Source organism: Pseudomonas sp. Q1 (genome assembly GCF_009935975.1).
Classification (GTDB): domain Bacteria; phylum Pseudomonadota; class Gammaproteobacteria; order Pseudomonadales; family Pseudomonadaceae; genus Aquipseudomonas; species Aquipseudomonas palleroniana.
Genome location: NZ_QODI01000009.1, coordinates 286,057 through 306,880 on the forward strand (window position 1 = coordinate 286,057; position 20,824 = coordinate 306,880).

The 20,824-nt window shown below is 60.7% G+C and carries 25 protein-coding genes; 14 read left to right on the top strand and 11 right to left on the bottom strand.

What is annotated here, in order from left to right; all coding sequences use genetic code 11:
• Positions 1-28: 28 nt before the first annotated feature.
• On the bottom strand, positions 29-463 hold the full coding sequence (locus DK870_RS16595) for a MarR family winged helix-turn-helix transcriptional regulator (protein WP_126855259.1): 435 nt from the start codon (positions 461-463) through the stop codon (positions 29-31).
• An 81-nt stretch (positions 464-544) separates the two neighbouring features.
• On the opposite strand from DK870_RS16595, the gene DK870_RS16600 reads away from it, so the two are divergent.
• Together DK870_RS16600 and DK870_RS16605 are read left to right on the top strand one after the other, a co-directional pair.
• Entirely contained in the window at positions 545-1,711 is a 1,167-nt protein-coding gene (locus tag DK870_RS16600) for a PLP-dependent aminotransferase family protein (RefSeq protein WP_161549159.1), read from the top strand.
• 10 nt (positions 1,712-1,721) lie between these two features.
• A complete protein-coding gene (locus tag DK870_RS16605) occupies positions 1,722-2,324 on the top strand; it encodes a glutathione S-transferase family protein (protein ID WP_090369609.1) in 603 nt (200 codons plus the stop codon).
• Between the two features lie 59 nt (positions 2,325-2,383).
• On the opposite strand, the gene DK870_RS16610 is transcribed toward DK870_RS16605, so the two are convergent.
• Positions 2,384-3,268 (bottom strand): LysR family transcriptional regulator, encoded by an 885-nt coding sequence (locus tag DK870_RS16610; RefSeq protein ID WP_090369611.1) that lies wholly within the window; start codon positions 3,266-3,268, stop codon positions 2,384-2,386.
• Positions 3,269-3,393: 125 nt separating this feature from the next.
• Here DK870_RS16610 and DK870_RS16615 point away from each other — a divergent pair, with 125 nt between their 5' ends.
• From DK870_RS16615 to DK870_RS16625, 3 genes are read left to right on the top strand one after another with little or no spacing between them, the layout of a single operon-like run.
• Positions 3,394-4,686, top strand: coding sequence for a CitMHS family transporter (locus tag DK870_RS16615; protein ID WP_060755962.1), 1,293 nt, complete (start codon positions 3,394-3,396; stop codon positions 4,684-4,686).
• 1 nt (position 4,687) lies between these two features.
• Positions 4,688-6,013 (top strand): acyclic terpene utilization AtuA family protein, encoded by a 1,326-nt coding sequence (locus DK870_RS16620; RefSeq protein ID WP_161549160.1) that lies wholly within the window; start codon positions 4,688-4,690, stop codon positions 6,011-6,013.
• Positions 6,010-6,327 carry a hypothetical protein gene (locus DK870_RS16625; protein WP_060755960.1) on the top strand — a complete coding sequence of 106 codons (318 nt, stop codon included), beginning with the start codon at positions 6,010-6,012 and terminating at the stop codon, positions 6,325-6,327. The genes DK870_RS16620 and DK870_RS16625 overlap by 4 nt, the downstream gene beginning before the upstream one ends.
• Positions 6,328-6,533: 206 nt before the next feature.
• On the opposite strand, the gene DK870_RS16630 is transcribed toward DK870_RS16625, so the two are convergent.
• The 6 genes from DK870_RS16630 to DK870_RS16655 all read right to left on the bottom strand — a co-directional run bounded on the left by DK870_RS16630 (position 6,534) and on the right by DK870_RS16655 (position 10,126).
• On the bottom strand, positions 6,534-6,905 hold the full coding sequence (locus tag DK870_RS16630; RefSeq protein WP_060755959.1) for a glutathione S-transferase N-terminal domain-containing protein: 372 nt from the start codon (positions 6,903-6,905) through the stop codon (positions 6,534-6,536).
• 102 nt (positions 6,906-7,007) lie between these two features.
• Complete coding sequence (gene folE / locus DK870_RS16635; RefSeq protein WP_003175229.1) at positions 7,008-7,553, bottom strand: GTP cyclohydrolase I FolE; 546 nt, start codon at positions 7,551-7,553, stop codon at positions 7,008-7,010.
• A 302-nt stretch (positions 7,554-7,855) separates the two neighbouring features.
• The gene (locus tag DK870_RS16640; protein WP_161549161.1) at positions 7,856-8,236 is read right to left on the bottom strand and encodes a DUF1090 family protein; all 381 of its coding nucleotides are present in this window, start codon (positions 8,234-8,236) and stop codon (positions 7,856-7,858) included.
• A gap of 205 nt (positions 8,237-8,441) precedes the next feature.
• Entirely contained in the window at positions 8,442-8,999 is a 558-nt protein-coding gene (locus tag DK870_RS16645) for a Smr/MutS family protein (RefSeq protein ID WP_090369615.1), read from the bottom strand.
• 75 nt (positions 9,000-9,074) lie between these two features.
• Positions 9,075-9,395 (bottom strand): hypothetical protein, encoded by a 321-nt coding sequence (locus tag DK870_RS16650; protein WP_060755956.1) that lies wholly within the window; start codon positions 9,393-9,395, stop codon positions 9,075-9,077.
• 140 nt (positions 9,396-9,535) lie between these two features.
• Positions 9,536-10,126, bottom strand: coding sequence for a cysteine hydrolase family protein (locus DK870_RS16655; protein ID WP_060755955.1), 591 nt, complete (start codon positions 10,124-10,126; stop codon positions 9,536-9,538).
• A 238-nt stretch (positions 10,127-10,364) separates the two neighbouring features.
• Here DK870_RS16655 and prmB point away from each other — a divergent pair, with 238 nt between their 5' ends.
• Positions 10,365-11,273 (top strand): 50S ribosomal protein L3 N(5)-glutamine methyltransferase, encoded by a 909-nt coding sequence (gene prmB / locus DK870_RS16660; RefSeq protein WP_060755954.1) that lies wholly within the window; start codon positions 10,365-10,367, stop codon positions 11,271-11,273.
• Between the two features lie 75 nt (positions 11,274-11,348).
• Here the strand turns inward: prmB and DK870_RS16665 are convergent, their stop codons facing one another.
• Positions 11,349-12,155 carry a hypothetical protein gene (locus DK870_RS16665; RefSeq protein WP_060755953.1) on the bottom strand — a complete coding sequence of 269 codons (807 nt, stop codon included), beginning with the start codon at positions 12,153-12,155 and terminating at the stop codon, positions 11,349-11,351.
• 99 nt (positions 12,156-12,254) lie between these two features.
• Complete coding sequence (locus tag DK870_RS16670) at positions 12,255-13,217, bottom strand: alpha/beta hydrolase (RefSeq protein ID WP_104994385.1); 963 nt, start codon at positions 13,215-13,217, stop codon at positions 12,255-12,257.
• A gap of 143 nt (positions 13,218-13,360) precedes the next feature.
• Here DK870_RS16670 and aroC point away from each other — a divergent pair, with 143 nt between their 5' ends.
• The 4 genes from aroC (at position 13,361) to DK870_RS16690 (ending at position 16,693) form a co-directional block, all read left to right on the top strand.
• Positions 13,361-14,452, top strand: coding sequence for a chorismate synthase (gene aroC / locus DK870_RS16675; RefSeq protein WP_060755951.1), 1,092 nt, complete (start codon positions 13,361-13,363; stop codon positions 14,450-14,452).
• A gap of 73 nt (positions 14,453-14,525) precedes the next feature.
• The gene (locus tag DK870_RS16680; protein WP_104994384.1) at positions 14,526-15,689 is read left to right on the top strand and encodes an MFS transporter; all 1,164 of its coding nucleotides are present in this window, start codon (positions 14,526-14,528) and stop codon (positions 15,687-15,689) included.
• Entirely contained in the window at positions 15,686-16,216 is a 531-nt protein-coding gene (locus DK870_RS16685; RefSeq protein ID WP_090369628.1) for an acireductone dioxygenase, read from the top strand. Before DK870_RS16680 ends, DK870_RS16685 begins: the two co-directional genes overlap by 4 nt.
• Positions 16,217-16,423: 207 nt before the next feature.
• Entirely contained in the window at positions 16,424-16,693 is a 270-nt protein-coding gene (locus DK870_RS16690; RefSeq protein WP_104994383.1) for a response regulator transcription factor, read from the top strand.
• 60 nt (positions 16,694-16,753) lie between these two features.
• On the opposite strand, the gene DK870_RS16695 is transcribed toward DK870_RS16690, so the two are convergent.
• Positions 16,754-17,032 (bottom strand): DUF3509 domain-containing protein, encoded by a 279-nt coding sequence (locus DK870_RS16695; protein ID WP_060755947.1) that lies wholly within the window; start codon positions 17,030-17,032, stop codon positions 16,754-16,756.
• Positions 17,033-17,425: 393 nt separating this feature from the next.
• Between DK870_RS16695 and DK870_RS16700 the strand changes: the two genes are divergently transcribed.
• The 4 genes from DK870_RS16700 (at position 17,426) to DK870_RS16715 (ending at position 20,695) form a co-directional block, all read left to right on the top strand.
• Positions 17,426-19,252, top strand: coding sequence for a long-chain-acyl-CoA synthetase (locus tag DK870_RS16700; protein ID WP_161549162.1), 1,827 nt, complete (start codon positions 17,426-17,428; stop codon positions 19,250-19,252).
• 96 nt (positions 19,253-19,348) lie between these two features.
• Positions 19,349-19,864, top strand: a complete 516-nt coding sequence (locus DK870_RS16705) for an ankyrin repeat domain-containing protein (protein ID WP_060755945.1) — start codon at positions 19,349-19,351, stop codon at positions 19,862-19,864.
• Between the two features lie 41 nt (positions 19,865-19,905).
• Positions 19,906-20,436, top strand: coding sequence for a hypothetical protein (locus DK870_RS16710; protein WP_060755944.1), 531 nt, complete (start codon positions 19,906-19,908; stop codon positions 20,434-20,436).
• Between the two features lie 67 nt (positions 20,437-20,503).
• Positions 20,504-20,695, top strand: coding sequence for a PLDc N-terminal domain-containing protein (locus DK870_RS16715; RefSeq protein ID WP_003172956.1), 192 nt, complete (start codon positions 20,504-20,506; stop codon positions 20,693-20,695).
• Positions 20,696-20,824 lie beyond the last annotated feature (129 nt).

Genomic DNA, 20,824 nt, shown 5'->3' on the forward strand with positions numbered 1-20,824 from the left:
GATCAGCTGCGCAAAAGATGATGAAAGGCTAATTCGCCGCACTCAGTGCCTGATTCACCGCCAGCCAGCCCGTCACAGCCTCTTCCCCGGCTTCGTTGAAGGCGCGTTGCAACAACTTCACTTGCTCACGGCGCAATGACTGCTCGAAACGCTGGCCTTCTTCGGTCAGTTCCAGCAGGCGTTTGCGCTTGTCGGTCTCGGACGCAACGCTATTGACCAGGTGCATTTCCTGCAATTGGCGCAGGGGCATGTTCAGCGCCTGTTTGCTCACGCCGAGCAATTCCAGCAGTTGTTTCACGCTGATTGCCGGGTAGCGTGCGATAAAAAACACGATGCGCTGATGCACACGGCTCAGGCCGCGGCGTCCGAGCATCTCGTCGGCCTTGGCGGTAAAGGCCTGGTAGCCGAAGAAGAACGCTTCCATGGCCGCTTGCTGGGCGGTGGGGTTTTTAAGGTCAAGCATATTGACGTATCCGTGCAAGTCGTCGTAATTTCGGTCAACCAGTTTGACGTATTTCCCACAGGCTTCGCTAGCGGTGACCTTATGGCCTTCTCTGAACGTGTTACGCGCCTCAAAAGCTCCTTGATCCGTGAAATCCTCGCGGCGGCCCAGCGCCCGGAGGTGATGTCCTTCGCCGGTGGCCTGCCTGCCGAAGCGATGTTGCCCGCGTTGAATTGGGACGATATGCCGCTGAACATGGGCCAATACGGCATGAGCGAAGGCGAGCCTGCGCTGCGCGAATTGCTGGCGGCCGAGGCCCGTGCGTTGGGCGTGGCGTGCCAGGCCAGCCAGGTGCTGGTGGTCAGCGGGTCCCAGCAAACCCTGGACCTGGCGGCCAAGCTGTATGTCGACAAGGGCACGCCGATTATGCTGGAAGGCCCGACCTACCTGGCCGCGCTGCAGATCTTCCAACTGTTCGGCGCCGACTGCCTCACCGTGCCACTGGAAGCCGACGGCCCCAACCTGGCGCAATTGCGCGCCAGCCTTGAACACCATCAACCGGCGTTCATCTATCTGATCCCGACCTTTCAAAACCCGTCGGCCGTGCGTTACAGCGAGGCCAAGCGCGAAGCCGTAGCCGCCTTGCTCGATGAGTTCGGTGTGACCCTGATCGAAGACGAGCCCTACCGCGAACTGACCTTTGATGGCGGCAGCGCACAGCCCATCGTCGGGCGCCTGAAAAAAGCCAGCTGGATCTACACCGGCACGGTTTCCAAGACACTGTTGCCCGGCCTGCGCGTGGGTTATCTGATCGCCAGCCCGGATTTGTTCCCGCACCTGCTCAAGCTCAAGCAGTCAGCGGACCTGCATACCAATCGCGTCGGCCAGTGGCAGGCGATGCAATGGATCGGCACCGAAAAATACCAGCAGCACCTGGTGCAGTTACGCAGTTTTTACCGTGAGCGCCGCGACGCATTCCAGGCCGCGTTGGTGCGTCATTTCAACGAACTGGCCGACTGGCAAGTGCCCCAGGGCGGATTATTCTTCTGGCTGACCTTGAAACAACCCCTCGATACCCGCACCTTGTTGGCGCAAGCATTGGCGCAGGGCGTCGCGTTCATGCCCGGTGAACCGTTCTTTTCCGAGCCGGATCAGCATCCGGGCTCGTTGCGACTCAATTTCAGCCATATTGACCCGGCCCGCCTGGACGAAGGTCTCAAGCGCCTGGCCGCGGTGGTCCGTCAAGCACAGCACGCGCAAGCGGCATAAGGGGAGCCCCATGTACAAGGTTTATGGCGATTACAAGTCGGGCAACTGCTACAAGATCAAGTTGATGCTCAACCTACTGGGCATTGCGTACCAATGGGTCGATGTCGATATCCTCAACGGCGACACCCAGACCGCCGAATTCCTGGCCAAGAACCCGAATGGCAAGATTCCGGTATTGGAACTGGAAGACGGCACCTGCCTGTGGGAATCCAATGCGATCCTCAACTTCCTGGCCGATGGCAGCGAGTTCCTGCCCTCCGAACCGCGCCTGCGCACCCAGGTGCTGCAATGGCAGTTCTTCGAGCAGTACAGCCATGAGCCGTACATTGCCGTGGCGCGGTTTATCCAGTTTTACCTGGGCCTGCCGCAAGAGCGCCTGGAGGAATACCAGAAGCTGCACAAGGGCGGCTACAAGGCGCTCAGAGTCATGGAGCGTCAACTGCAACTCACGCCGTATCTGGTGGGAGAGCAGTTCTCGATTGCCGACGTAGCCTTGTATGCCTACACCCATGTGGCCCATGAAGGTGGTTTTGACCTGGGCGCTTATCCGGGGGTGCAGGCCTGGTTGGCTCGCGTTGCCAGCCATCCCAGGCATGTGCCGATGCTGGGCTGAGGTGCGCGATTGCGGCGTGCGGGCAGTGACTCACCAGCATCGCGTTGCCGGGCGTGGCGCTAGGGAGCGAGTTGTTCGCCCAGCAGGTCAAAACAGCGTTGCGCAGCCGGGCTCAAGCCCAGGCCGCTACGTCTGATCAAGCCGATCTCCCGGCTCACCCCGGGATGATCGATACGGATACGGCTCAGGCCTTCCAGGCTGTCCGCCGCCGACTCCGGCAGTACGCTGATCCCCAGCCCTTGGCGTACCAGTGCCAGCACTGTCGACATGTAGTTGGCTTCCATGCCGGCATTCATCGTCAAGCGTGTTTGATCGAATAGCTCATCCACTTGCTCGCGCACGCTGCTGTCTCGGCCGGTCAGGATGATCGGCTGGTCCGCCAGTTGCTCCAGGGTCAGTTGGCGATGGCGGGTGAGGGGATGATCCACCGGCACGAAGGCACACAGGCGGTCATTGAGCACCGGTACGAAGTCCAGGCCATGGCTGAGCCTTGCGCGTACGCCAATCCCGAAGTCCACTTCACCTGCACGCACCTGCGCGTGAATGCGATGGGCCACCAAGTCCTGCAGGCGTACTTCAATCCCGGCAAAACGCTCGCGAAACAGCCGCAACGCCGGCGGCAGGGCACCGGCACACACCGAAGGCAGGGCGGCGATGGTGACCACGCCTCGGCGCAGGGCCGCCAGATCGCGCGAGCCGGTGACGATGTTGTCCAGGTCCAGCAGCAGTTTTTCCATGGGGCCGCGCGCGTCCCGGCCAGCGGCGGTGATGCTGACGTGGCGCGGGCTGCGGTCGAGCAGGGCGACGCCGAGCCAGTCCTCCAGTTGTTGCACCTGCACGGTCAGGGCCGAAGGTGACAGGTGCAGCTCGTTGGCCGCCTTGGTGAAACTGCCGGTGCGGGCCACGGCAAGGAAAGCCTGGATGTGTTGGATTGAATTCTTCATTGGGATTGCTTCATTTTGTTTTTCCGAACGATGGTCGGTGAATATTCCAATTTACAAAGACTAACCCGCTTCCAATACTCCAGGGAAAACAATAACCGGCCAACCAGGCCGCTCTGGAGTCCCCCATGCTCGCAACCCTGGGTGTCATTACCATCCTGTGCCTGCTCGCTGCCGTCATGAGCAAACGCCTCTCACCGCTGGTGGCCCTGATCGCCTTGCCGATCATCGCCGCGCTGCTCGGCGGGTTCGGCCTGCAAACCAGCGCCTTCATCATCACCGGTATCAAGAACGTCGCCCCGGTGGTGGGCATGTTTGTCTTTGCCATCCTGTTTTTCGGGATCATGACCGATGCCGGCATGCTCGACCCCATCATTGATCGCATCCTGCGTACGGTAGGGACGCGTCCTACGCGAATTGTTGTAGGCACCGCGACCCTGGCGCTGCTCGTGCATCTGGATGGCTCCGGCGCGGTGACCTTTCTGGTCACGGTGCCGGCGATGCTGCCGCTGTATACGCGGCTGGGCATCGACAAGCGCATCCTGGCCTGTGTATGTGCCATGGCGGCCGGGGTCAACTTCCTGCCGTGGACCGGGCCGGTACTGCGCTCGTCAGCCGCGCTGCATGTGCCGGTGGCGGACTTATTCCAGCCGCTGATTCCGGTGCAGGTCGTCGGCCTGGTATTTGTCTTCGCGTGTGCCTGGTGGCTGGGCCGGCGTGAGGAAAAGCGCCTGGGCCTGGGCGCCGGCTCGACGGTGGATGCGGTGCCGCAGCGGGTGCTCAGTGACGCGGATATCCAGCTGCGCCGCCCGCGGCTGTTCTGGGCCAACCTGATTCTCACCGTGCTGGTGATGGTGGTGATGATTGCCGGCTGGGTCGATCCGGTGGTGATGTTCATGCTCGGCACCGTGGTGGCGCTGTGCATCAACTACCCGAACGTGGACGCCCAGCGTGCGCGCATCGACGCCCACGCCAAGACCGCGCTGACCATGGCCAGTATCCTGCTCGCCGCCGGCGTGTTCACCGGCATCATGCAGGGCACCGGCATGCTCAAGGCGATGGCCGAGGTGGCGGTGGCGCAGATTCCTGCGGGCCACGGCAAGCTGATCCCGGCGGTGGTGGGTTTTATCTCCATGCCGTTGAGCCTGCTGTTTGACCCCGATTCCTACTATTTCGGCGTAATGCCGGTGATCGCCGAAGTCGGCAAGGCACTGGGTGTCGACCCACTGCAAGTGGCCCAGGCTTCGTTGCTGGGGGTACACACCACCGGCTTCCCGGTCAGCCCGCTGACCCCGGCGACCTTCCTGCTGGTGGGCTTATGCAAGATCGAACTGGCCGATCACCAGCGCTTTACCATCCCTTTTCTGTTTGCCGCGTCGGTGTTGATGACCCTGACCGCGTTGCTCCTGGGAGTGATTTGAGATGAAAACCTTGCGCATCGGTTCCGGCGCCGGCTATTCCGGTGACCGTATCGAACCTGCCGTGGAACTGGCCGAACAGGGTGACCTGGACTACCTGGTGTTCGAATGCCTGGCTGAACGCACCATTGCGCTGGCGCAGCAGGCACGCATCAGCGACCCGCAGGGCGGTTATGACCCGTTGTTGAGTGAGCGCATGCGCCGTGTGTTGCCATTTGTGGGGCGGTACGCGGGGCGTCGTCGCCTGCGGGTGATCACCAACATGGGCGCAGCCAACCCGGTCGCGGCGGCGATTGAAGTGCGGCGAATGGTCGATGAACTGGGGTTGAACCTCAGGGTAGTGGCTGCAATCGGCGACGATGTCTTGGCGACCCTGCGGCCCGAACAACGGCTGGATAACGGCCAGACCCTGGGCTCCTTGGGCAAGCGGCTGATTTCGGCAAATGCCTACTTGGGGGTCGAGGCTATTTTGCAGGCGCTGCACGCGGATGCCGACGTGGTGATTACCGGGCGCGTGGCTGACCCTTCGTTGTTTCTGGCGCCGCAGATGTTTGAGTTCGGCTGGGCGGCGGATGATTGGCAGCGCTTGGGGCGCGGCACGCTGGTGGGGCATTTGCTGGAGTGCGCGGGGCAGGTCAGTGGTGGGTATTTTGCCGACCCCGGTGTGAAGGATGTGGCAGACCTCGCCCGTCTGGGGTTTCCCTTGGCCGAGGTGGATGCCGAGGGGGAGGCGGTGATTACCAAAGTCTCAGGTTCCGGCGGGCGGGTCAGCCGCGCCACCTGTACCGAACAATTGATCTACGAAGTGCATGACCCGGCGGCGTACTTGACCCCGGACGTGACGGCGGACTTCTCTCGGGTGGCGTTCGTGGAGGAGGGGATTGATCGCGTTCGCGCCCAGGGTGCCGCTGGACATGCACGGCCCGAGCAGTTGAAGGTCAGCGTCGGTTATCTGGACGGTTGGATTGGCGAGGGGCAGATGTCCTACGGCGGGCCGGGTGCGGTCGCACGGGCGCAGTTGGCCCGGGATATCGTGCTCAAACGCCTTGAGTGGGCGGGCGTGAAGATGCAGGACGTGCGCGCCGAACTGATCGGCATGGATTCACTGCACGGCCCGCGCAGCAGCGTCGAACCCTGGGAAGTCCGCCTGCGCGTCGCTGCCCGTTGCGAAGATCGCGACGAGGCGGTGCGGGTCGGCAATGAAGTGGAAACCCTCTACACCAACGGCCCGTCAGGCGGCGGCGGTGCGAGCAAGAGCGTACGCCAGGTAGTGGCGGTGGCATCGTTGATGGTGCCGCGTAGTGTGGTCAACCCGAGGATCCAGGCATGAAGTTGCATACCTTGGCCCATTCCCGCACCGGGGATAAAGGCGATACGTCGAATATCTCGATCATTGCCTACCGCGCCGAAGACTACCCATGGCTATGTGAACAGCTGACAGCCGAACGCGTGGCCGAGTATTTTGCCGGTCTGCGCGAGCCGGGTGCAGCGCCGGTACGCCGTTATGAATTGCCGAACGTGCAGGCGCTGAACTTCGTGTTGCCCGGGATTCTGCGCGGTGGCGTCACCCGTTCGCTGGCGCTGGATGCGCATGGCAAGTGCCTGGGTTCGGCGTTATTGGATCTGGATTTGGCGACACGCTGACTGTGGGAGGGGGCAAGTAAGCGATAGAGCGGGCGATGGATAAACTGTGGGAGGGGGCTTGCTCCCGATAGCGGTGTGTCAGGTTCAGAAACCGTGACTGACACACCGCCATCGGGAGCAAGCCCCCTCCCACAGTGACAGCGCTAAGCCTTAACTGACTGGCGTTAGGGCAAGCCCTCTCCCACTATTTGATCGGTATCGGTCAGTCAGATCGCGGCGAAACGCTTGTCCAGGTAATCGATGATCACCTTGGAGTCATACATCCAGGTGGTCTCGCCGTTTTCTTCAATGCGCAGGCACGGCACTTTGATCTTGCCCCCTTGTTCCAGCAGGGTCTGGCGGTCGTGCTCGTTATTCTTCGCGTCCTTCAACGCCACCGGTACATTCAGGCGGTGCAGGGTGCGACGGGTTTTCACGCAGAACGGGCAGGCATGGAACTGATACAGGGTCAGGTCCTTGGCGGCGGCGTTGACCTTGGCCTGTTGTTCGGCAGGGCGCTGCTTTTTGCGCGGACGGGTAAGCAAGTCACCCGCGATGATGACGTGGCCGAGGCCCACTCGAAGTGCTTTGACGAACATGGCTTAAACCTCTTGCCCGATACAGAAGGGGCCGCAGCTTACCTGAATTTTGCGGGCGAAAAAAAACCGGCGATGAATGCCGGTTTTTTCTTACCCTACCTGTTATTTGATCAGGCTGAGGAATTCGCTGCGGGTGGCCGCGTTTTCGCGGAATTCACCGAGCATCACCGAAGTGATCATCGACGAATTCTGTTTCTCCACACCGCGCATCATCATGCACATGTGCTTGGCCTCGATCACCACCGCCACGCCCAGGGCGCCTGTGACTTGCAACACGGCATCGGCGATCTGGCGGCTGAGGTTTTCCTGGATCTGCAGGCGACGCGCATACATGTCGACAATCCGCGCGACCTTCGACAGGCCCAGCACTTTGCCGCTCGGGATGTAGGCAACATGGGCCTTGCCGATAAACGGCAACAGGTGGTGTTCGCACAGCGAGTACAACTCGATGTCCTTGACCAGCACCATTTCGCTGTTGTCAGAGCTGAACAAGGCACCGTTGGTGACTTCTTCCAGGGTCTGTTCATAGCCGCGGCAAAGGTACTGCATCGCCTTGGCGGCACGCTTTGGCGTGTCGAGCAGGCCCTCGCGGGAAACGTCCTCGCCGAGCTGGCCGAGGATCGCGGTGTAATTCTGTTCCAATGTCACAGAGCTTTATTCCGTATGGGTTCTAGAAGGGTACGGTTTCTGCCTGTACCAAAAATGTTTACCAATCAAGCGTTGGTTCATACCTGCCATTGGGCACATGGTAGCGTAAGTGTGGCGGCAGTTGTATTGCCCTTCAATGCGACGAGCGCCGCGTGCAGGGTTTGTCGGTCCGAAAACCCCTTCTGCATGCGTCCGGATGCCCGTTTTTCGGTGCGGTAGCGTGACGCACCTGCTGCTCGTGACCAGCCAGTTTGCAGTTGAAAAAAAGCCCGCAATCGCGGGCTTTTCAGATGACTCAGGGCTTACTTGAAAAGGCCGCCGATGGCATTGATCGCATCGGCGGCCTTATTCACGTTTTGCTGTCGCTGTGGGTCGGTGTTCACTTGGGCTTGGGCGTTATAGCCGGTATTGCTGCAGGTTTTGTTTGTCTGCGTCAGCGCGGCTTGAAACGCGCTGGCGCGCAACGTATCGCCCTTGGCATTCGCCGCGTTGAGGTTTGCCTGCAGGTCGCGGATCTGTTGCTGGCAGGAGGCGATACTGGCGTTGTTGGTGTTGCTGTTGGAGTTTGCTCCACCCAGAGCAGACGAGAGCGCGCCCGTCAGTGCGGTCAAGTCAGCGGCATGGATGGGGAGGCAGATCAGACTCAGCAGTGCTGCGGATGGAGCGAGCTTGGAAAGACGCATGGCAAACCTCAATGTTTAATCGTCCGCACAAACCTGGGCACCGAGCGGGTGCAGGACGATATCCATAAGGTGAGCGCTCGGTTGGAGCGAAATACTATTTGGTCAATTTTTGAGCTTCAATATTCGATTTTCGTAAATGTGCGGCCTTTCACGTTATCCGGCCGCTACGAAAAACGGACAACTCAGGGTTTTCGCCTTATTCCGGTTACTCGTCGCGCCCTTCCATCATGGTGCGCTTGAGCATTACATACACCGCGCCGGCGCCGCCGTGGCGGGCCTGGCATGAGGTAAAACCGAGTACCTGGGGGTGCTGGCGCAGCCAGGTGTTGACGTGGCTCTTGATCATCGGACGCTTGCCGTCGAGCCGCACCGCCTTGCCGTGGGTGACGCGCACGCAACGGATTTCGAATTTCGTCGCTTCGGCCAGGAAGGCCCAGAGGGTTTCGCGGGCTTTTTCGACGTTCATGCCGTGCAGGTCAAGGCTGCCTTCGAACGGGATCTGCCCGACCTTGAGCTTGCGCATCTGGCTTTCCTGCACGCCGTCGCGGGCCCACATCAACTCGTCTTCGGGGCCGACATCGATCACGAACTGGTCAGACAGACCGTCGACGGTAGTGGCATCGGTGCGCACGGTCGCGGCCTGGCGCAACTTGGCAATCTGCGCCCGGTCGGTCTTGGGTTTGCCGGTGTCGGCGCGGTCGTGCTTGATCGGCTTGACGCCGCGCAGCTCGTTTTTGAACAGGGAAAAATCGTCGTCTTGCATGTCGGCCTCCGCGAAGGGCGGGCAGTTTACCTAAATCGCGGCGGCCAGGGCGCAGGAAACGCTATCCAAGCGCCATCAGTCGTGCTTTTTCATCAGGTGTGCAGCGATGTTCAGAGACAAGGGTTGGCGCATCCGTCGACGGCTGCGACGCCACAACCACACGCCCAACCACAGCACCAACAGGCCGGTGACCAACAAAATGGCCGAACCGCCAGGGCTGGTATTCAGCTCACCCAGGGCGGGTGAGTGCCCCGACAAACCGGCACCACCAGCGCCGGCCAACAGCAGACCTACTATCGCCAAGAGCGCGGCAAAGCCGGCGACCAGGCGCAGACGCCAGTTGCTCGGGCCCTTGGGGCGCAAGCGACGAGCATCAAAACCATCGGATATCTTCATTCCGACCTTTCCTCCAGGGTATCGGCCCTTCGACCGGAAGATACACAACTTGTTCCTGGGAGAGAGGTAAATGCGCCAAATGAGAGGGCATTGCGGATGAGCGGGGCGATTAATACGCCACGCCGCTCATCAGATGTCGATCAGATCAGATCTTTGGTCAACGCCAAGGTCGCAAAGTTGTCGGCCATGATGGCCATTTCGGTCTGTTGCACGTGCTCGGCACTCAGGACGCCACCTTTGTAAGGCAGGTCGCGGGTGGCGCAGGCGTCTTCCACCAGGGTGCAGCGAAAGCCCAGGTTCTTGGCGGCGCGCACGGTGGTGCTGACGCTGGAGTGGCTCATGAAACCGCAGACGATCAAGTCCAGGGAGCCGAGGTCCTGCAGGTGTTTTTCCAGGCCGGTCCCGTGGAAGGCGCTGGGCAACAGCTTGCCGATAACGGTTTCGTCACCGAGCGGTTCCAGGCCCGGAATGAATTCGCCGCGCTCGCCTTGCGGGTCAAAGAGGCCGCCGACTGTACCCAGGTGGCGCACATGCACGATCGGGCGCCCGGCGTTGCGGGCTGATGACACCAGTTGCTTGATATGACTGACGGCTGCATCCATGCCGGAGAGGGCAAGCGGACCGCTGAGGTATTCCTTTTGGGCGTCGATGATCACGAGGGTCGCATGATTCAGGTTGGCTGCTGCATAACCACGACCGCTGAGTTGAAACATCGTCTTTGGAACGGACATTCTGGGGCTCCTGTGAGGGGGGCTTTTGTGACATTGTCCACTGGCTGAGCGGTTCTGTGAATCGCTACCATCGTAAGGTACGCCGTTGTTGACGTGCAGCGATGTCAAGAGGGTGGCTTGTTGAGTCCAATGATGGCAAATGGGATGAAATCCGACGGGTGGTGAGGTGTTTTCGTACATCGAAGGGACAGGCGAAGGCTGTTAGAATCGCCAGTCGTTTTTTCCAGGAGTCTGCCCCGTGATTACATCCCGCCTGCGCACTTTGCGCGACCATATCCGTTGGGCTGTCAGCCGTTTCCATGGGGAAGATCTGTTTTTCGGTCATGGCACCGACAATGCCTGGGACGAAGCCCGGCAATTGGTGCTCGGCGCCTTGCACCTGCCCTGGGAAATTGCCGACAGCTACCTGGACTGCAACCTCGAAGAAGAGGAAATCTCCCATGTGCAGCGTTTGTTGCATCGCCGCATCCACGAGCGTCTACCCACGGCTTACCTGCTGAAAGAGGCTTGGTTCTGTGGCCTGTCGTTTATCGTCGACGAGCGCGTGTTGATCCCGCGCTCGCCGATCGGCGAACTGATCGAAAACCGCTTCGAACCCTGGTTAGCCCAGCCACCGGCGCGCATTCTCGACCTGTGTACGGGCTCCGGCTGCATTGGTATTGCTTGTGCTTATGAATTCCAGGAGGCCGAGGTGGTGTTGGCCGACTTGTCTTTTGAGGCATTGGAAGTCGCCAACCAGAACATCGAGCGCCATGGCGTCGATGAGCGTGTCTACACCGTGCAAGGGGATGGTTTTGACGGCCTGCCGGGTCAGCGGTTCGACCTGATCGTGTCCAACCCACCGTATGTGGATGCTGAAGATTTTGCCGACATGCCGGAGGAATACCAGCACGAGCCGGAGCTGGGCCTGGCTTGCGGTGATGATGGCTTGAACCTGGTGCGGCGCATGCTGGCCGAGGCGGCGGACCACTTGACCGAGAAGGGCTTGCTGATCGTCGAGGTCGGCAACAGCCAGGTGCACGTCGAGGCGTTGTACCCGGAAGTGGACTTCGCCTGGCTGGATTTCCAGCGCGGTGGCCACGGCGTATTCATGCTCACGGCAGAACAGTGCCGGGCGCATCAGGCAGTGTTTGCTGCCAGGGTCTAAGCCGGTCAGTGTGAACCCGATCAATGTGGGAGGGGGAAAGCCCCCTCCCACTGTTTATTGCATTTCATCCCGCTGTCAGCGGTGCGTGGCAATCCAGATCAGCAAGCCCGCCTGAAACACGGTAAACGCAACCAGGCAAGTGATGGTGAAGCGCAACCCGCTGTCCTCACGCTTGAACTTGGTGACCTTTTCCTCTTCCTTGCGCAACTTCACTTCATGCTCGGCCAGGTTGTGCTCGGCCTGTTGCAGCATCTGTGCGGCCTCGAGAATCTCGACGAACTGCACCTTCTCGGTGTTCCAGCTGTCGAGCACTTCGCTGACTTTGCCCGGCTGCACGTTGCCTTTGAGGTGCTGTACGTCGGCGTAGGCCACGTCAAAACCCTGGATGCGCAGGAAATGATCACGGCGCAGGCGCGTGGCTTCATTCAGGGCGTCTTTGTTGGCCAGGTCCACGCCGTCGACGCGGTAGTGTGACCACTTCTTTTTGGCCCATGCCGCGCCCTGGGCGACCAGGAAACGGCCGAGGCCACGGTTGGCCGGTTCGATTTCCAGGCTGTTGCCCGGGCCGAAGTGCACGCGGTGGGTATCGTGATCGACCCAGATATCCAGGTGGTTCTGCTCACGGCGCACGCGTTGCGCCGGCAACTGGATGACCATGCGCAACAGGCTGCGATGTTTGTCGTGGCGCTCGGCATAACCGAACTGCACAAAGCGCAAGGGCCGTGCGCCGGTCGCGCGGTCCGTGGTCAGCGGCGCCAGGCGCAGCATCTTGAAATGTTCGGCCTGTACGTCCGCCCACGGCAGCGCCGCCGCCTCGACGGCCTCGGTTTTTTCAGCCGGGGTGTCGGCGGTAGGTTCTGGTGTAGCTTCGGTGGTTGTCATGCGGTGCGATCCTGTCCAAGCCTTGCGAGTCGGCAGTCTTTTTACTGTCGACTCTGGGCTTATCGGCCGCGTTCTTCAGGACTGGAGGCAAATAGTCGCTTAACGGGGCCCAAGTCCGTCGATAAAGCGCACGATGCGCTGGCCCAGCTCGGCCGCGAGGGGCAGTTGCGGGTCGTTGTAGGACTCCAGTTGTTCCTTCACATCCTTGGGGATGATGCGCATCACGTGGTTCATCCCCTCGATTACCGTGAGTTGCGCGTCCGGCTTGGCTTTTTTCAACAGTTGGGCATCGGCGACGCCGACCTGAATGTCGTGGGTGCCCTGGATGATCAGCGCCGGCATCTTCAATCTGGCGAACGCGGCCGAAGGATCGGCGCGGAACAGGCTGATCAGGTAAGGCTGCACGCTGGGTCGGAAAATACCTTCCAGCGGGCGAGGCACATCGGCATCCACTTGACCGGCCTTGAGGTGATCGAGGATCTCATTACTGCGCAGCAGCAGGGCCGGAGGTAGATGGTCGGCCAGTTGCTGGCGAATCACCTGGTCTACCGGCCGGGCGCTGCCGGAGAGGGAAATGACGCCCGCCGGGTCAAGTTGCGGCGCGGCGAGGGCGGCCACCAGCGCGCCTTCGCTATGGCCCAGCACGATCAGCGGGCCCAGGCGGGTGTCGTGCTTGAGCAGCTTGCCCCAGGCCACGGCGTCGGCCACATAGGCGTCGAGGGTCAGGTTGCGCTCGTCCGGGGTTGCGGCGAGGCTGGCGGCCACCCCGCGCTTGTCGTAGCGCACGCTGGCAATGTTATTGCGGGCCAGCACCCAGGCCAGGCGCTTGAGGCTGTCGTTGCGTGCGCCGTCGGCGCTGTTGCCGTTGCGGTCAGTGGGGCCGGAGCCGGCGATGATCAGTACCACCGGCACCGGCTTGTCGGATTTGGGCAGCAGGAGCGAACCGAATAACTCGCCGCTGCCGGTGTCCAGGCTGATAGGCCGTTGCAGCACGACAGGGGAGGCGGCGAAGCCAAGGCTGGAAAACAGGGTGAGGGTCAAAAGCAAAACTCGTAGCATCATCGCGCCATTATCAGGAAGGTGCCGGTTGGACCAACGTCTACCGGTAAGGTTTCGAGGATGAACTAGTCCGATAGCCTGCGTATACTGGCCGCCTTAAGTTATTACGGTTGACTTGATTCAACTGATTTCACGGAGCGCCCTGCATGTCCGGCAATACCTTCGGCAAGCTGTTCACTGTCACCACCGCGGGCGAAAGCCATGGTCCGGCGTTGGTCGCCATTGTCGACGGCTGCCCGCCTGGCCTCGAGCTGTCCCTGGAGGACTTGCAGCGTGACCTGGACCGTCGCAAGCCCGGCACCAGCCGTCACACCACCCAGCGTCAAGAGCCCGACGAAGTCGAAATCCTTTCCGGCGTCTTCGAAGGCCGCACCACCGGTTGCGCCATCGGCCTGTTGATCCGCAACACCGACCAGAAGTCCAAGGACTACTCGGCGATCAAGGATCTGTTCCGCCCGGCCCACGCCGACTACACCTACCATCACAAATACGGCGAACGCGACTACCGCGGCGGTGGCCGCAGCTCGGCCCGCGAAACCGCAATGCGCGTGGCGGCCGGTGCCATCGCCAAGAAATACCTGGCCACCCAGGGCATCGTCATCCGTGGCTACATGAGCCAACTGGGCCCGATCGAAATCCCGTTCAAGACCTGGGACAGCGTTGAAGACAACGCCTTCTTCAGCCCCGACCCGGACAAGGTGCCGGAACTGGAAGCCTACATGGACCAGTTGCGCCGCGATCAGGACTCCGTCGGCGCCCGGATCACCGTGGTCGCCGAGGGCGTCAAGCCGGGCCTGGGCGAGCCGATCTTCGACCGCCTGGACGCTGAGCTGGCCCACGCCCTGATGAGCATCAACGCGGTGAAGGGCGTGGAAATCGGCGCCGGTTTCGCCTGCGTATCCCAGCGCGGCACCGAGCATCGTGATGAACTGACGCCGCAAGGTTTCCTGAGCAACAACGCAGGCGGCATCCTGGGCGGTATTTCTTCCGGCCAGCCGATTGTTGCGCACCTGGCGCTCAAGGCCACATCGAGCATCACCACGCCTGGCCGTTCGATCGACGTGCACGGCAACCCGGTGGACGTGATCACCAAGGGCCGTCATGACCCGTGCGTGGGTATCCGCGCCACACCGATCGCCGAGGCGATGATGGCCATCGTGCTGATGGACCACCTGCTGCGCAATCGTGGGCAGAACGCCGATGTACAGGTGAGTACCCCGGTGCTGGGCCAGCTGTGACGTCCAGTGCTGTTGAGCGAGCTTCCTGTGGCGAGCGAGCTTGCTCGCGCTGGGCCGCGAAGCAGCCCTACGCATGAGTCCCGTCCTCCCATACTGGCGCCTCTCCAGCTTCTACCTGTTCTATTTCGCCCTGCTTGGGGCAACGGCGCCATTCCTGGCGTTGTACTTCGATCACCTGGGGTTCCCCAGCGCACGGATCGGCGAATTGGTGGCCATCCCCATGTTGATGCGCTGCGTGGCGCCGAACCTGTGGGGCTGGCTCGGCGACTACAGTGGCCGGCGGCTGGCCATCGTGCGGTTTGGCGCGGTGTGCACCCTGGCGAGCTTTTCACTGATATTCGTCAGCAAGACCTACGCCTGGCTGGCCATGGTGATGGCGCTGCATGCGTTCTTCTGGCACGCGGTACTGCCGCAGTTTGAAGTGATCACCCTGGCCCACCTGCAAAAACAGACCTCGCGTTACAGTCAGATCCGCCTGTGGGGCTCCATCGGCTTCATCTTGACCGTGGTCATCATGGGGCGCCTGTTCGACTGGCTGAGCCTGGATATTTACCCGGTGGTGGTCGTGGTGATCATGGCCGGCATCATCGGCGCCAGCCTGTGGGTGCCCAACGCGCAGCCAGCCGCCCAGGGCAACCGCCTGGCCGGTGACGGGTTTCTCAGGCAATTGCGCAGTCCCGGGGTGCTGGCGTTTTATCTCTGCGTGGCCTTGATGCAAATGAGCCACGGGCCGTATTACACCTTCCTCACGCTGCACCTTGAACACTTGGGCTACAGCCGAGGTGTGATCGGCCTGCTGTGGGCGATGGGGGTGGTCGCCGAAGTACTGATGTTCCTGGCCATGAGCCGCATCCTCGCGCGCTTTTCGGTACGCCGGGTGCTGCTGGCCAGTTTCCTGTTGGCAGCGCTGCGCTGGTTGCTGCTGGGGACACTGGCTGAGTTTTTCTGGGTGCTGTTGCTGGCGCAAGTGATGCACGCCGCCACGTTCGGCAGTTTTCATGCCGCGGCGATTGCCTTTGTGCAACGCAGCTTCGGCGACCGCCAGCAAGGCCAGGGCCAGGCATTGTACGCAGCCTTGGCCGGCACGGGCGGGGCGGTCGGCGCCCTGTACTCCGGTTACAGCTGGAACCTGTTGGGGCCGACTTTCACCTTTAGTATTGCCAGCGTCGCGGCCCTGGCCGCTGCCGTTATCATGGGCCTTCGATTGCAAGAGCCGAACCAAGGAACCGTGCAATGAGTTATGTAGCCGTCTACCCCGTCGCCACACCCGATACCCCGAACAAGGTGCTGACCCACTTTGACGATATCCGCTCGACCCTGGCTGAACACGGCGTGCGGTTTGAGCGCTGGCAGCCTGGCGTCATTGAAAAGGGCGCCAGCGACACGGCCATGATCGCGGCCTATCAGCCCCAGATCGACACCTTGGGCTATGCGGCCGCAGAGGTGGCCAGCGTGACCCGTGACCACCCACAGAAGGATGAGTTGCGCGCCCAGTTCCTTGACGAGCGCCGTTACAGCGAAGATGAAGCGCGTTTCTTCATCGCGGGCCAAGGCCTGTTCAGCCTGCACATTGGCGACTACGTGTACGGCGTGCGCTGTGAAAAAAATGACCTGCTGGTGATCCCCGCCGGCCTGCCCCATTGGTTCGACATGGGGGACAACCCGCACTGTGTGACGCTGCGCTTGTTCAACACGGTTGAAGGGCAAGTGCCTGATTTTACCGGTGACACCCTTGCACGTCTTTTTCCAGGGTTGGATGACTAACCACCAGTATTTGAATGTTCAACCCCGGTAAGTTTGAAATTGCTGTGGGAACAAGCTTAATTGCTTGTAAGGTTTGACTGTTTATTTTGTGTTCTGCGCTTTCATTCCATTCGTTATGTAACTCTCTCCAGATTCGATGTTTATGTCGCCTGTCAATAGGAGGAATCCGAAGGGTGACAAGGATTCTGTAAACCAAAGGAGAGAGCAATGAGTGGCCCCGTCAAGTCAGGTCACCCGCTGGTCAGCCTGCCGACGGCGGTCAGAAAGCGCATGAGTTTGTCCGGCAAACCTTTGACCCCAGCGGAACTGGAGATCCTGCGCTGGGCCTCGGAGGGTAAGACGGTGTGGGAGATCAGCCAGATCCGCGCCACTTCCGAAGCGACGGTGAAATTCCACCTGCGCAACATCTATGGCAAGTTGGACGTGACCAACCGGGTACAGGCGATGAACGAAGCCGCCCGCCAGGGCTTATGCTGACGCACAGCAAAAAGGGCCGCGACGCTGGGTGGCGTCGCGGCCCTTTTTTATACGTGGGGTTTATGCCGAATGGTAAGTCGGCAGGGCAAAGCGGTTCTGGCTTTGCAGCATCGAAATCTGCGGTAGCTCACTGGCTTGTTCGGCCAGGTCACGGCGAATAGCGCTGATCACCCAGGTCAGTTGATCGGCGGTGTGCAGTTGCTGATAGGAAATCGAACGCTTGACCTGTTTACCTTCGCTGTTGCGCAGGGTCAACAGGATACCGCCATCGGGACGCGGCTGAGTGGTGACTTCGTATTGGGAGAATACAGAGGCGAATTTGTCTTGGATCAGGCTCATGTCTATCAGCTCCGTTGGCTCAAGTGGGCAAGCATGGAGTGATAGGTGCAGTGATTGTGCCAGTATTGCGATGATTAAAAAGTCTTTATAAATCAATGATTTATAAAATTTCTAGATTTTCGGTTTCGTGCAATTTGCATGAATGGCCATCGTGCATCCTGCATTTTGCGTTATCGAGGCCGAACATTTCGTACTGCGCTTACGGTTAATGACTGCTGGCTCGCCGCAAAATTCCGTTTTTGTGTCTTGCCTGGCCGGGATACAAAACTTTTCAAATCCTGCGTGTACACCCACAGAATCGCTGGCGTATTTTCCTGCAAGACGTTTGGGCTCCTGCCTACAGGAGCAGCGTTGTTGTGGGTCAGACCAAGAATAAGAAAAAGGACGTCCGCCATGAGCCATCAGCAAGACGACATGATCACCTGGGGCATGATGCTGCGTAAGGTGCCTGCCATCGTTCGAGCCCTGCCACGGGTGGTGCGGGGCATGCGTGCGGCGAATGTCACTGACCCCCGACAGCCTTGCGGGCTCGGTTGGCATTTCGAACAGGCGGTGCTGCGCAATCCACACGGCGCCGCACTGTTGTACGGCGACAGTGTGCTCAGTTACAGCGAAACCAACCGGCGAGCCAACCGTATTGCGCACCATCTGCGCGCCCAGGGCGTCGCCAAGGGTGATGTGGTTGCCGTGTTTATCGAAAACCGTCCCGAATTGCTCCTGACCGTGCTGGCCGTGGCCAAGCTGGGCGGGGTTTGCGCCATGCTCAATACGTCCCAAACCCAGGCGACGCTGGTGCACAGCCTGAACCTGGTAAGCCCGGTGGCGATCGTCGTGGGCGCAGAGTTGGTGGCCGCTCACACGGCGGTGCGTGATCAGGTAGCGATCGAAGCGGCCAGGACCTGGTTTGTCGCGGATCAAGCCACGAGCGCGGTACCGGATGGCTATGTTGACCTGATGGCCGCCAGCGTCGGCTGTTCGGTGGACAACCCCGACAGCACCGGGCACATCTTCTGCAACGATCCCTGCTTCTATATCTACACCTCCGGGACCACCGGTTTACCCAAGGCCGGGATCATGAAACACGGGCGCTGGACCAAAACCGCCGTCAGCTTCGGCAGCATTGCCCTGGACATGGGCACGGACGACGTCCTGTATTGCACCTTGCCGCTGTATCACGGCACCGGCTTGTGTGTGTGCTGGGGTTCGGCGATCGTCGGGGCGTCGGGGTTCGCCATTCGCCGCAAATTCAGCGCCAGCCAGTTCTGGGACGATGCGCGCAAATTCAACGCGACCACCCTGGGCTATGTCGGTGAGCTGTGCCGTTACCTGCTCGACCAGCCGCCCAGCGCGCAAGATCGCGACAATCGGGTGACCAAGATGGTTGGCAACGGTTTGCGTCCGGGGGTGTGGGCGCAGTTCAAGCAACGCTACGGGGTTGAGCACGTCTGTGAACTCTATGCCGCCAGTGATGGCAACATCGGCTTCACCAATGTCTTGAATTTCGACAATACCATCGGTTTTTGCCTGCAGCACTGGGCGCTGGTGGACTACGCCCACGACTCGGGCGAGCCGCTGCGTGGCCACGACGGCTTGATGCGCAAGGTGCAAACGGGCGGGCAGGGGTTGCTGCTGGCCAGGATCGATGAAAAGTCGCCCTTCGACGGCTACACCGACCCGGAGAAGAACCGCAAGGTGGTGCTCACCGACGTGTTCGAGAAGGGTGACCGCTATTTCAACACGGGTGACTTGTTGCGCAGTATCGGCTTCGGCCATGCGCAATTCGTCGACCGCCTCGGCGATACCTATCGCTGGAAGGGCGAAAATGTGTCGACCACCGAAGTGGAGAACGTGCTGCTGCAGCACCCGCAGATCGCCGAAGTGGTGGCCTACGGCGTCGAGATCGAAAACACCAATGGCCGTGCGGGCATGGTCGCGATCACGCCCAGCGAGTCCTTGGCGTCATTGGATATGCGTGAGTTGCTGCAATTCGCCCACGGCCAGTTGCCACACTATGCAGTACCGTTGTTCCTGCGGATCAAGGTGCAGATGGAAACCACCGGCACTTTCAAATACCAGAAGGTCAAGCTCAAGGAAGAGGCCTTCGACCCTGGCAAGTCGGGCAATGATCCTGTCTACGCGTGGCTGCCGGGTTCGGACTGCTACGTGCCGATGACCGGGCAATTGCTGGCGCAGATTCAGGGTGGCCAGTTCCGCTATTGATTCTGCCTATGAGGGCTTTTGACAAAAAAGCCATGACCGTGAGGAACTCAGCCGCCACACTGGCACCCTATACAGCACCCCTTATGGAGCCCTCGCATGTCAGACCACGCCAAACAAATGACCGAAGACGAAGCCGCCGAATTTGCCGAACAGGTCTTCGATGTGGCCCGCAAAGGCGATGCCGCCATGCTCGCGGCGTTGCTGGCGAAAGGCTTGCCGGCCAACTTTCGCAACCATAACGGCGACACGTTGCTGATGCTCGCGGCCTACCATGGTCATGCCGAGGCGGTTAAGGTGCTGCTGGAATTCAAGGCTGACCCGCAGATCGCCAATGACAAGAACCAACTGCCGATCGCCGGCGCAGCGTTCAAGGGCAACCTGCCGGTGGTCAAGGCGCTGATCGAAGGCGGCACGCCAGTGGACGCCGCGTCCTCGGACGGCCGCACGGCGTTGATGATGGCGGCGATGTTCAATCGCGTTGAAATGGTCGATTACCTGCTCGGCCAGGGCGCTGACCCCAAGGCTGTCGATGCCCAGGGCGCGACCGCGCTGGCGGCGGCGCAGACCATGGGGGCGGTGGATACGGCGGCGCAGTTGCAGAAACTGGTGTAGGCTACGCGCCCTCGAAAACCCGCCCGCCACAGGATCCGCCCATGAAAACCGCCCTCGTCGAACTCATCAGCAAAATCAGCGCCGGCGTCATGGGCGAGGACGAAGTGGCGCGCATCGCCAACGAGGCGGCCCAGGCCTACGCCGACCCTGTGGCTTTTCTGGCCGCCAACCCGGATATCAACTACGACGATACGTTTCCTATCCCGTTGGGTGAGTGGGTGGTGGTCGGCAGCTTGCCGGAGACTGCACTGTTCCAGGCCGACACCTACGGCGACCTGTTTGCGCAGATCGTTGCCTCGTTCGGTCCGGGCGTGGCGTTCAACCTCAAACCCAAGCAACTGGCCAAGACCGACGATCTCACCGCGCTGAACCGCATTCAGATCCAGATGAGTGCCCTCAGCCAGGAAGAGGGCGGTTACGTGCTGATGAATTTCAGCCAATTGCTCGATGACGAAATCCAGGCGGTGCTGGTGTACGGCAACGACCTGCCACGGGTGCTGGAACTGTGCGCGCAAGTGGGGATCAAGGCCGAGCCGTCCCTGGAAGCCCTGCGCGTTGCCGTACACGTCTGAAATAAAACGGAACCCCTGCCAGGGCTGACTATCCTACAAGTGCATGCCCTCACTTAGGAGCGACACCATGGGTTCCACTTTTAATGGCCTGATCGGCCTGATCATTCTGGCGCTGGATATCTGGGCGATCATCAACGTGTTCAAAAGCGGCGCGAGCACGGGCGCCAAAGTGTTGTGGATCTTGTTGATCCTTCTGCTGCCGGTATTGGGCCTGATCATCTGGGCAATTGCCGGGCCGCGCGGCAACGTGCGGATCTGACAAGTCACTCCATTGGAGTGGCCACAGTCCATATATGGCTACAGTGAATAATGTGGGAGGGGGCTTGCTCCCGATGGCGGTGTTTCAGTTAACACATTCGTTGACTGTTACACCGCCATCGGGAGCAAG

Coding starts and splice junctions, on each gene's coding strand:
- DK870_RS16595 (WP_126855259.1), bottom strand. CDS start 463: ATGCTTGACCTTAAAAACCCCACCGCCCAGCAAGCGGCCATGGAAGCG.
- DK870_RS16600 (WP_161549159.1), top strand. CDS start 545: ATGGCCTTCTCTGAACGTGTTACGCGCCTCAAAAGCTCCTTGATCCGT.
- DK870_RS16605 (WP_090369609.1), top strand. CDS start 1,722: ATGTACAAGGTTTATGGCGATTACAAGTCGGGCAACTGCTACAAGATC.
- DK870_RS16610 (WP_090369611.1), bottom strand. CDS start 3,268: ATGAAGAATTCAATCCAACACATCCAGGCTTTCCTTGCCGTGGCCCGC.
- DK870_RS16615 (WP_060755962.1), top strand. CDS start 3,394: ATGCTCGCAACCCTGGGTGTCATTACCATCCTGTGCCTGCTCGCTGCC.
- DK870_RS16620 (WP_161549160.1), top strand. CDS start 4,688: ATGAAAACCTTGCGCATCGGTTCCGGCGCCGGCTATTCCGGTGACCGT.
- DK870_RS16625 (WP_060755960.1), top strand. CDS start 6,010: ATGAAGTTGCATACCTTGGCCCATTCCCGCACCGGGGATAAAGGCGAT.
- DK870_RS16630 (WP_060755959.1), bottom strand. CDS start 6,905: ATGTTCGTCAAAGCACTTCGAGTGGGCCTCGGCCACGTCATCATCGCG.
- DK870_RS16640 (WP_161549161.1), bottom strand. CDS start 8,236: ATGCGTCTTTCCAAGCTCGCTCCATCCGCAGCACTGCTGAGTCTGATC.
- DK870_RS16645 (WP_090369615.1), bottom strand. CDS start 8,999: ATGCAAGACGACGATTTTTCCCTGTTCAAAAACGAGCTGCGCGGCGTC.
- DK870_RS16650 (WP_060755956.1), bottom strand. CDS start 9,395: ATGAAGATATCCGATGGTTTTGATGCTCGTCGCTTGCGCCCCAAGGGC.
- DK870_RS16655 (WP_060755955.1), bottom strand. CDS start 10,126: ATGTCCGTTCCAAAGACGATGTTTCAACTCAGCGGTCGTGGTTATGCA.
- DK870_RS16665 (WP_060755953.1), bottom strand. CDS start 12,155: ATGACAACCACCGAAGCTACACCAGAACCTACCGCCGACACCCCGGCT.
- DK870_RS16670 (WP_104994385.1), bottom strand. CDS start 13,217: ATGATGCTACGAGTTTTGCTTTTGACCCTCACCCTGTTTTCCAGCCTT.
- aroC (WP_060755951.1), top strand. CDS start 13,361: ATGTCCGGCAATACCTTCGGCAAGCTGTTCACTGTCACCACCGCGGGC.
- DK870_RS16680 (WP_104994384.1), top strand. CDS start 14,526: ATGAGTCCCGTCCTCCCATACTGGCGCCTCTCCAGCTTCTACCTGTTC.
- DK870_RS16685 (WP_090369628.1), top strand. CDS start 15,686: ATGAGTTATGTAGCCGTCTACCCCGTCGCCACACCCGATACCCCGAAC.
- DK870_RS16690 (WP_104994383.1), top strand. CDS start 16,424: ATGAGTGGCCCCGTCAAGTCAGGTCACCCGCTGGTCAGCCTGCCGACG.
- DK870_RS16695 (WP_060755947.1), bottom strand. CDS start 17,032: ATGAGCCTGATCCAAGACAAATTCGCCTCTGTATTCTCCCAATACGAA.
- DK870_RS16700 (WP_161549162.1), top strand. CDS start 17,426: ATGAGCCATCAGCAAGACGACATGATCACCTGGGGCATGATGCTGCGT.
- DK870_RS16705 (WP_060755945.1), top strand. CDS start 19,349: ATGTCAGACCACGCCAAACAAATGACCGAAGACGAAGCCGCCGAATTT.
- DK870_RS16710 (WP_060755944.1), top strand. CDS start 19,906: ATGAAAACCGCCCTCGTCGAACTCATCAGCAAAATCAGCGCCGGCGTC.
- DK870_RS16715 (WP_003172956.1), top strand. CDS start 20,504: ATGGGTTCCACTTTTAATGGCCTGATCGGCCTGATCATTCTGGCGCTG.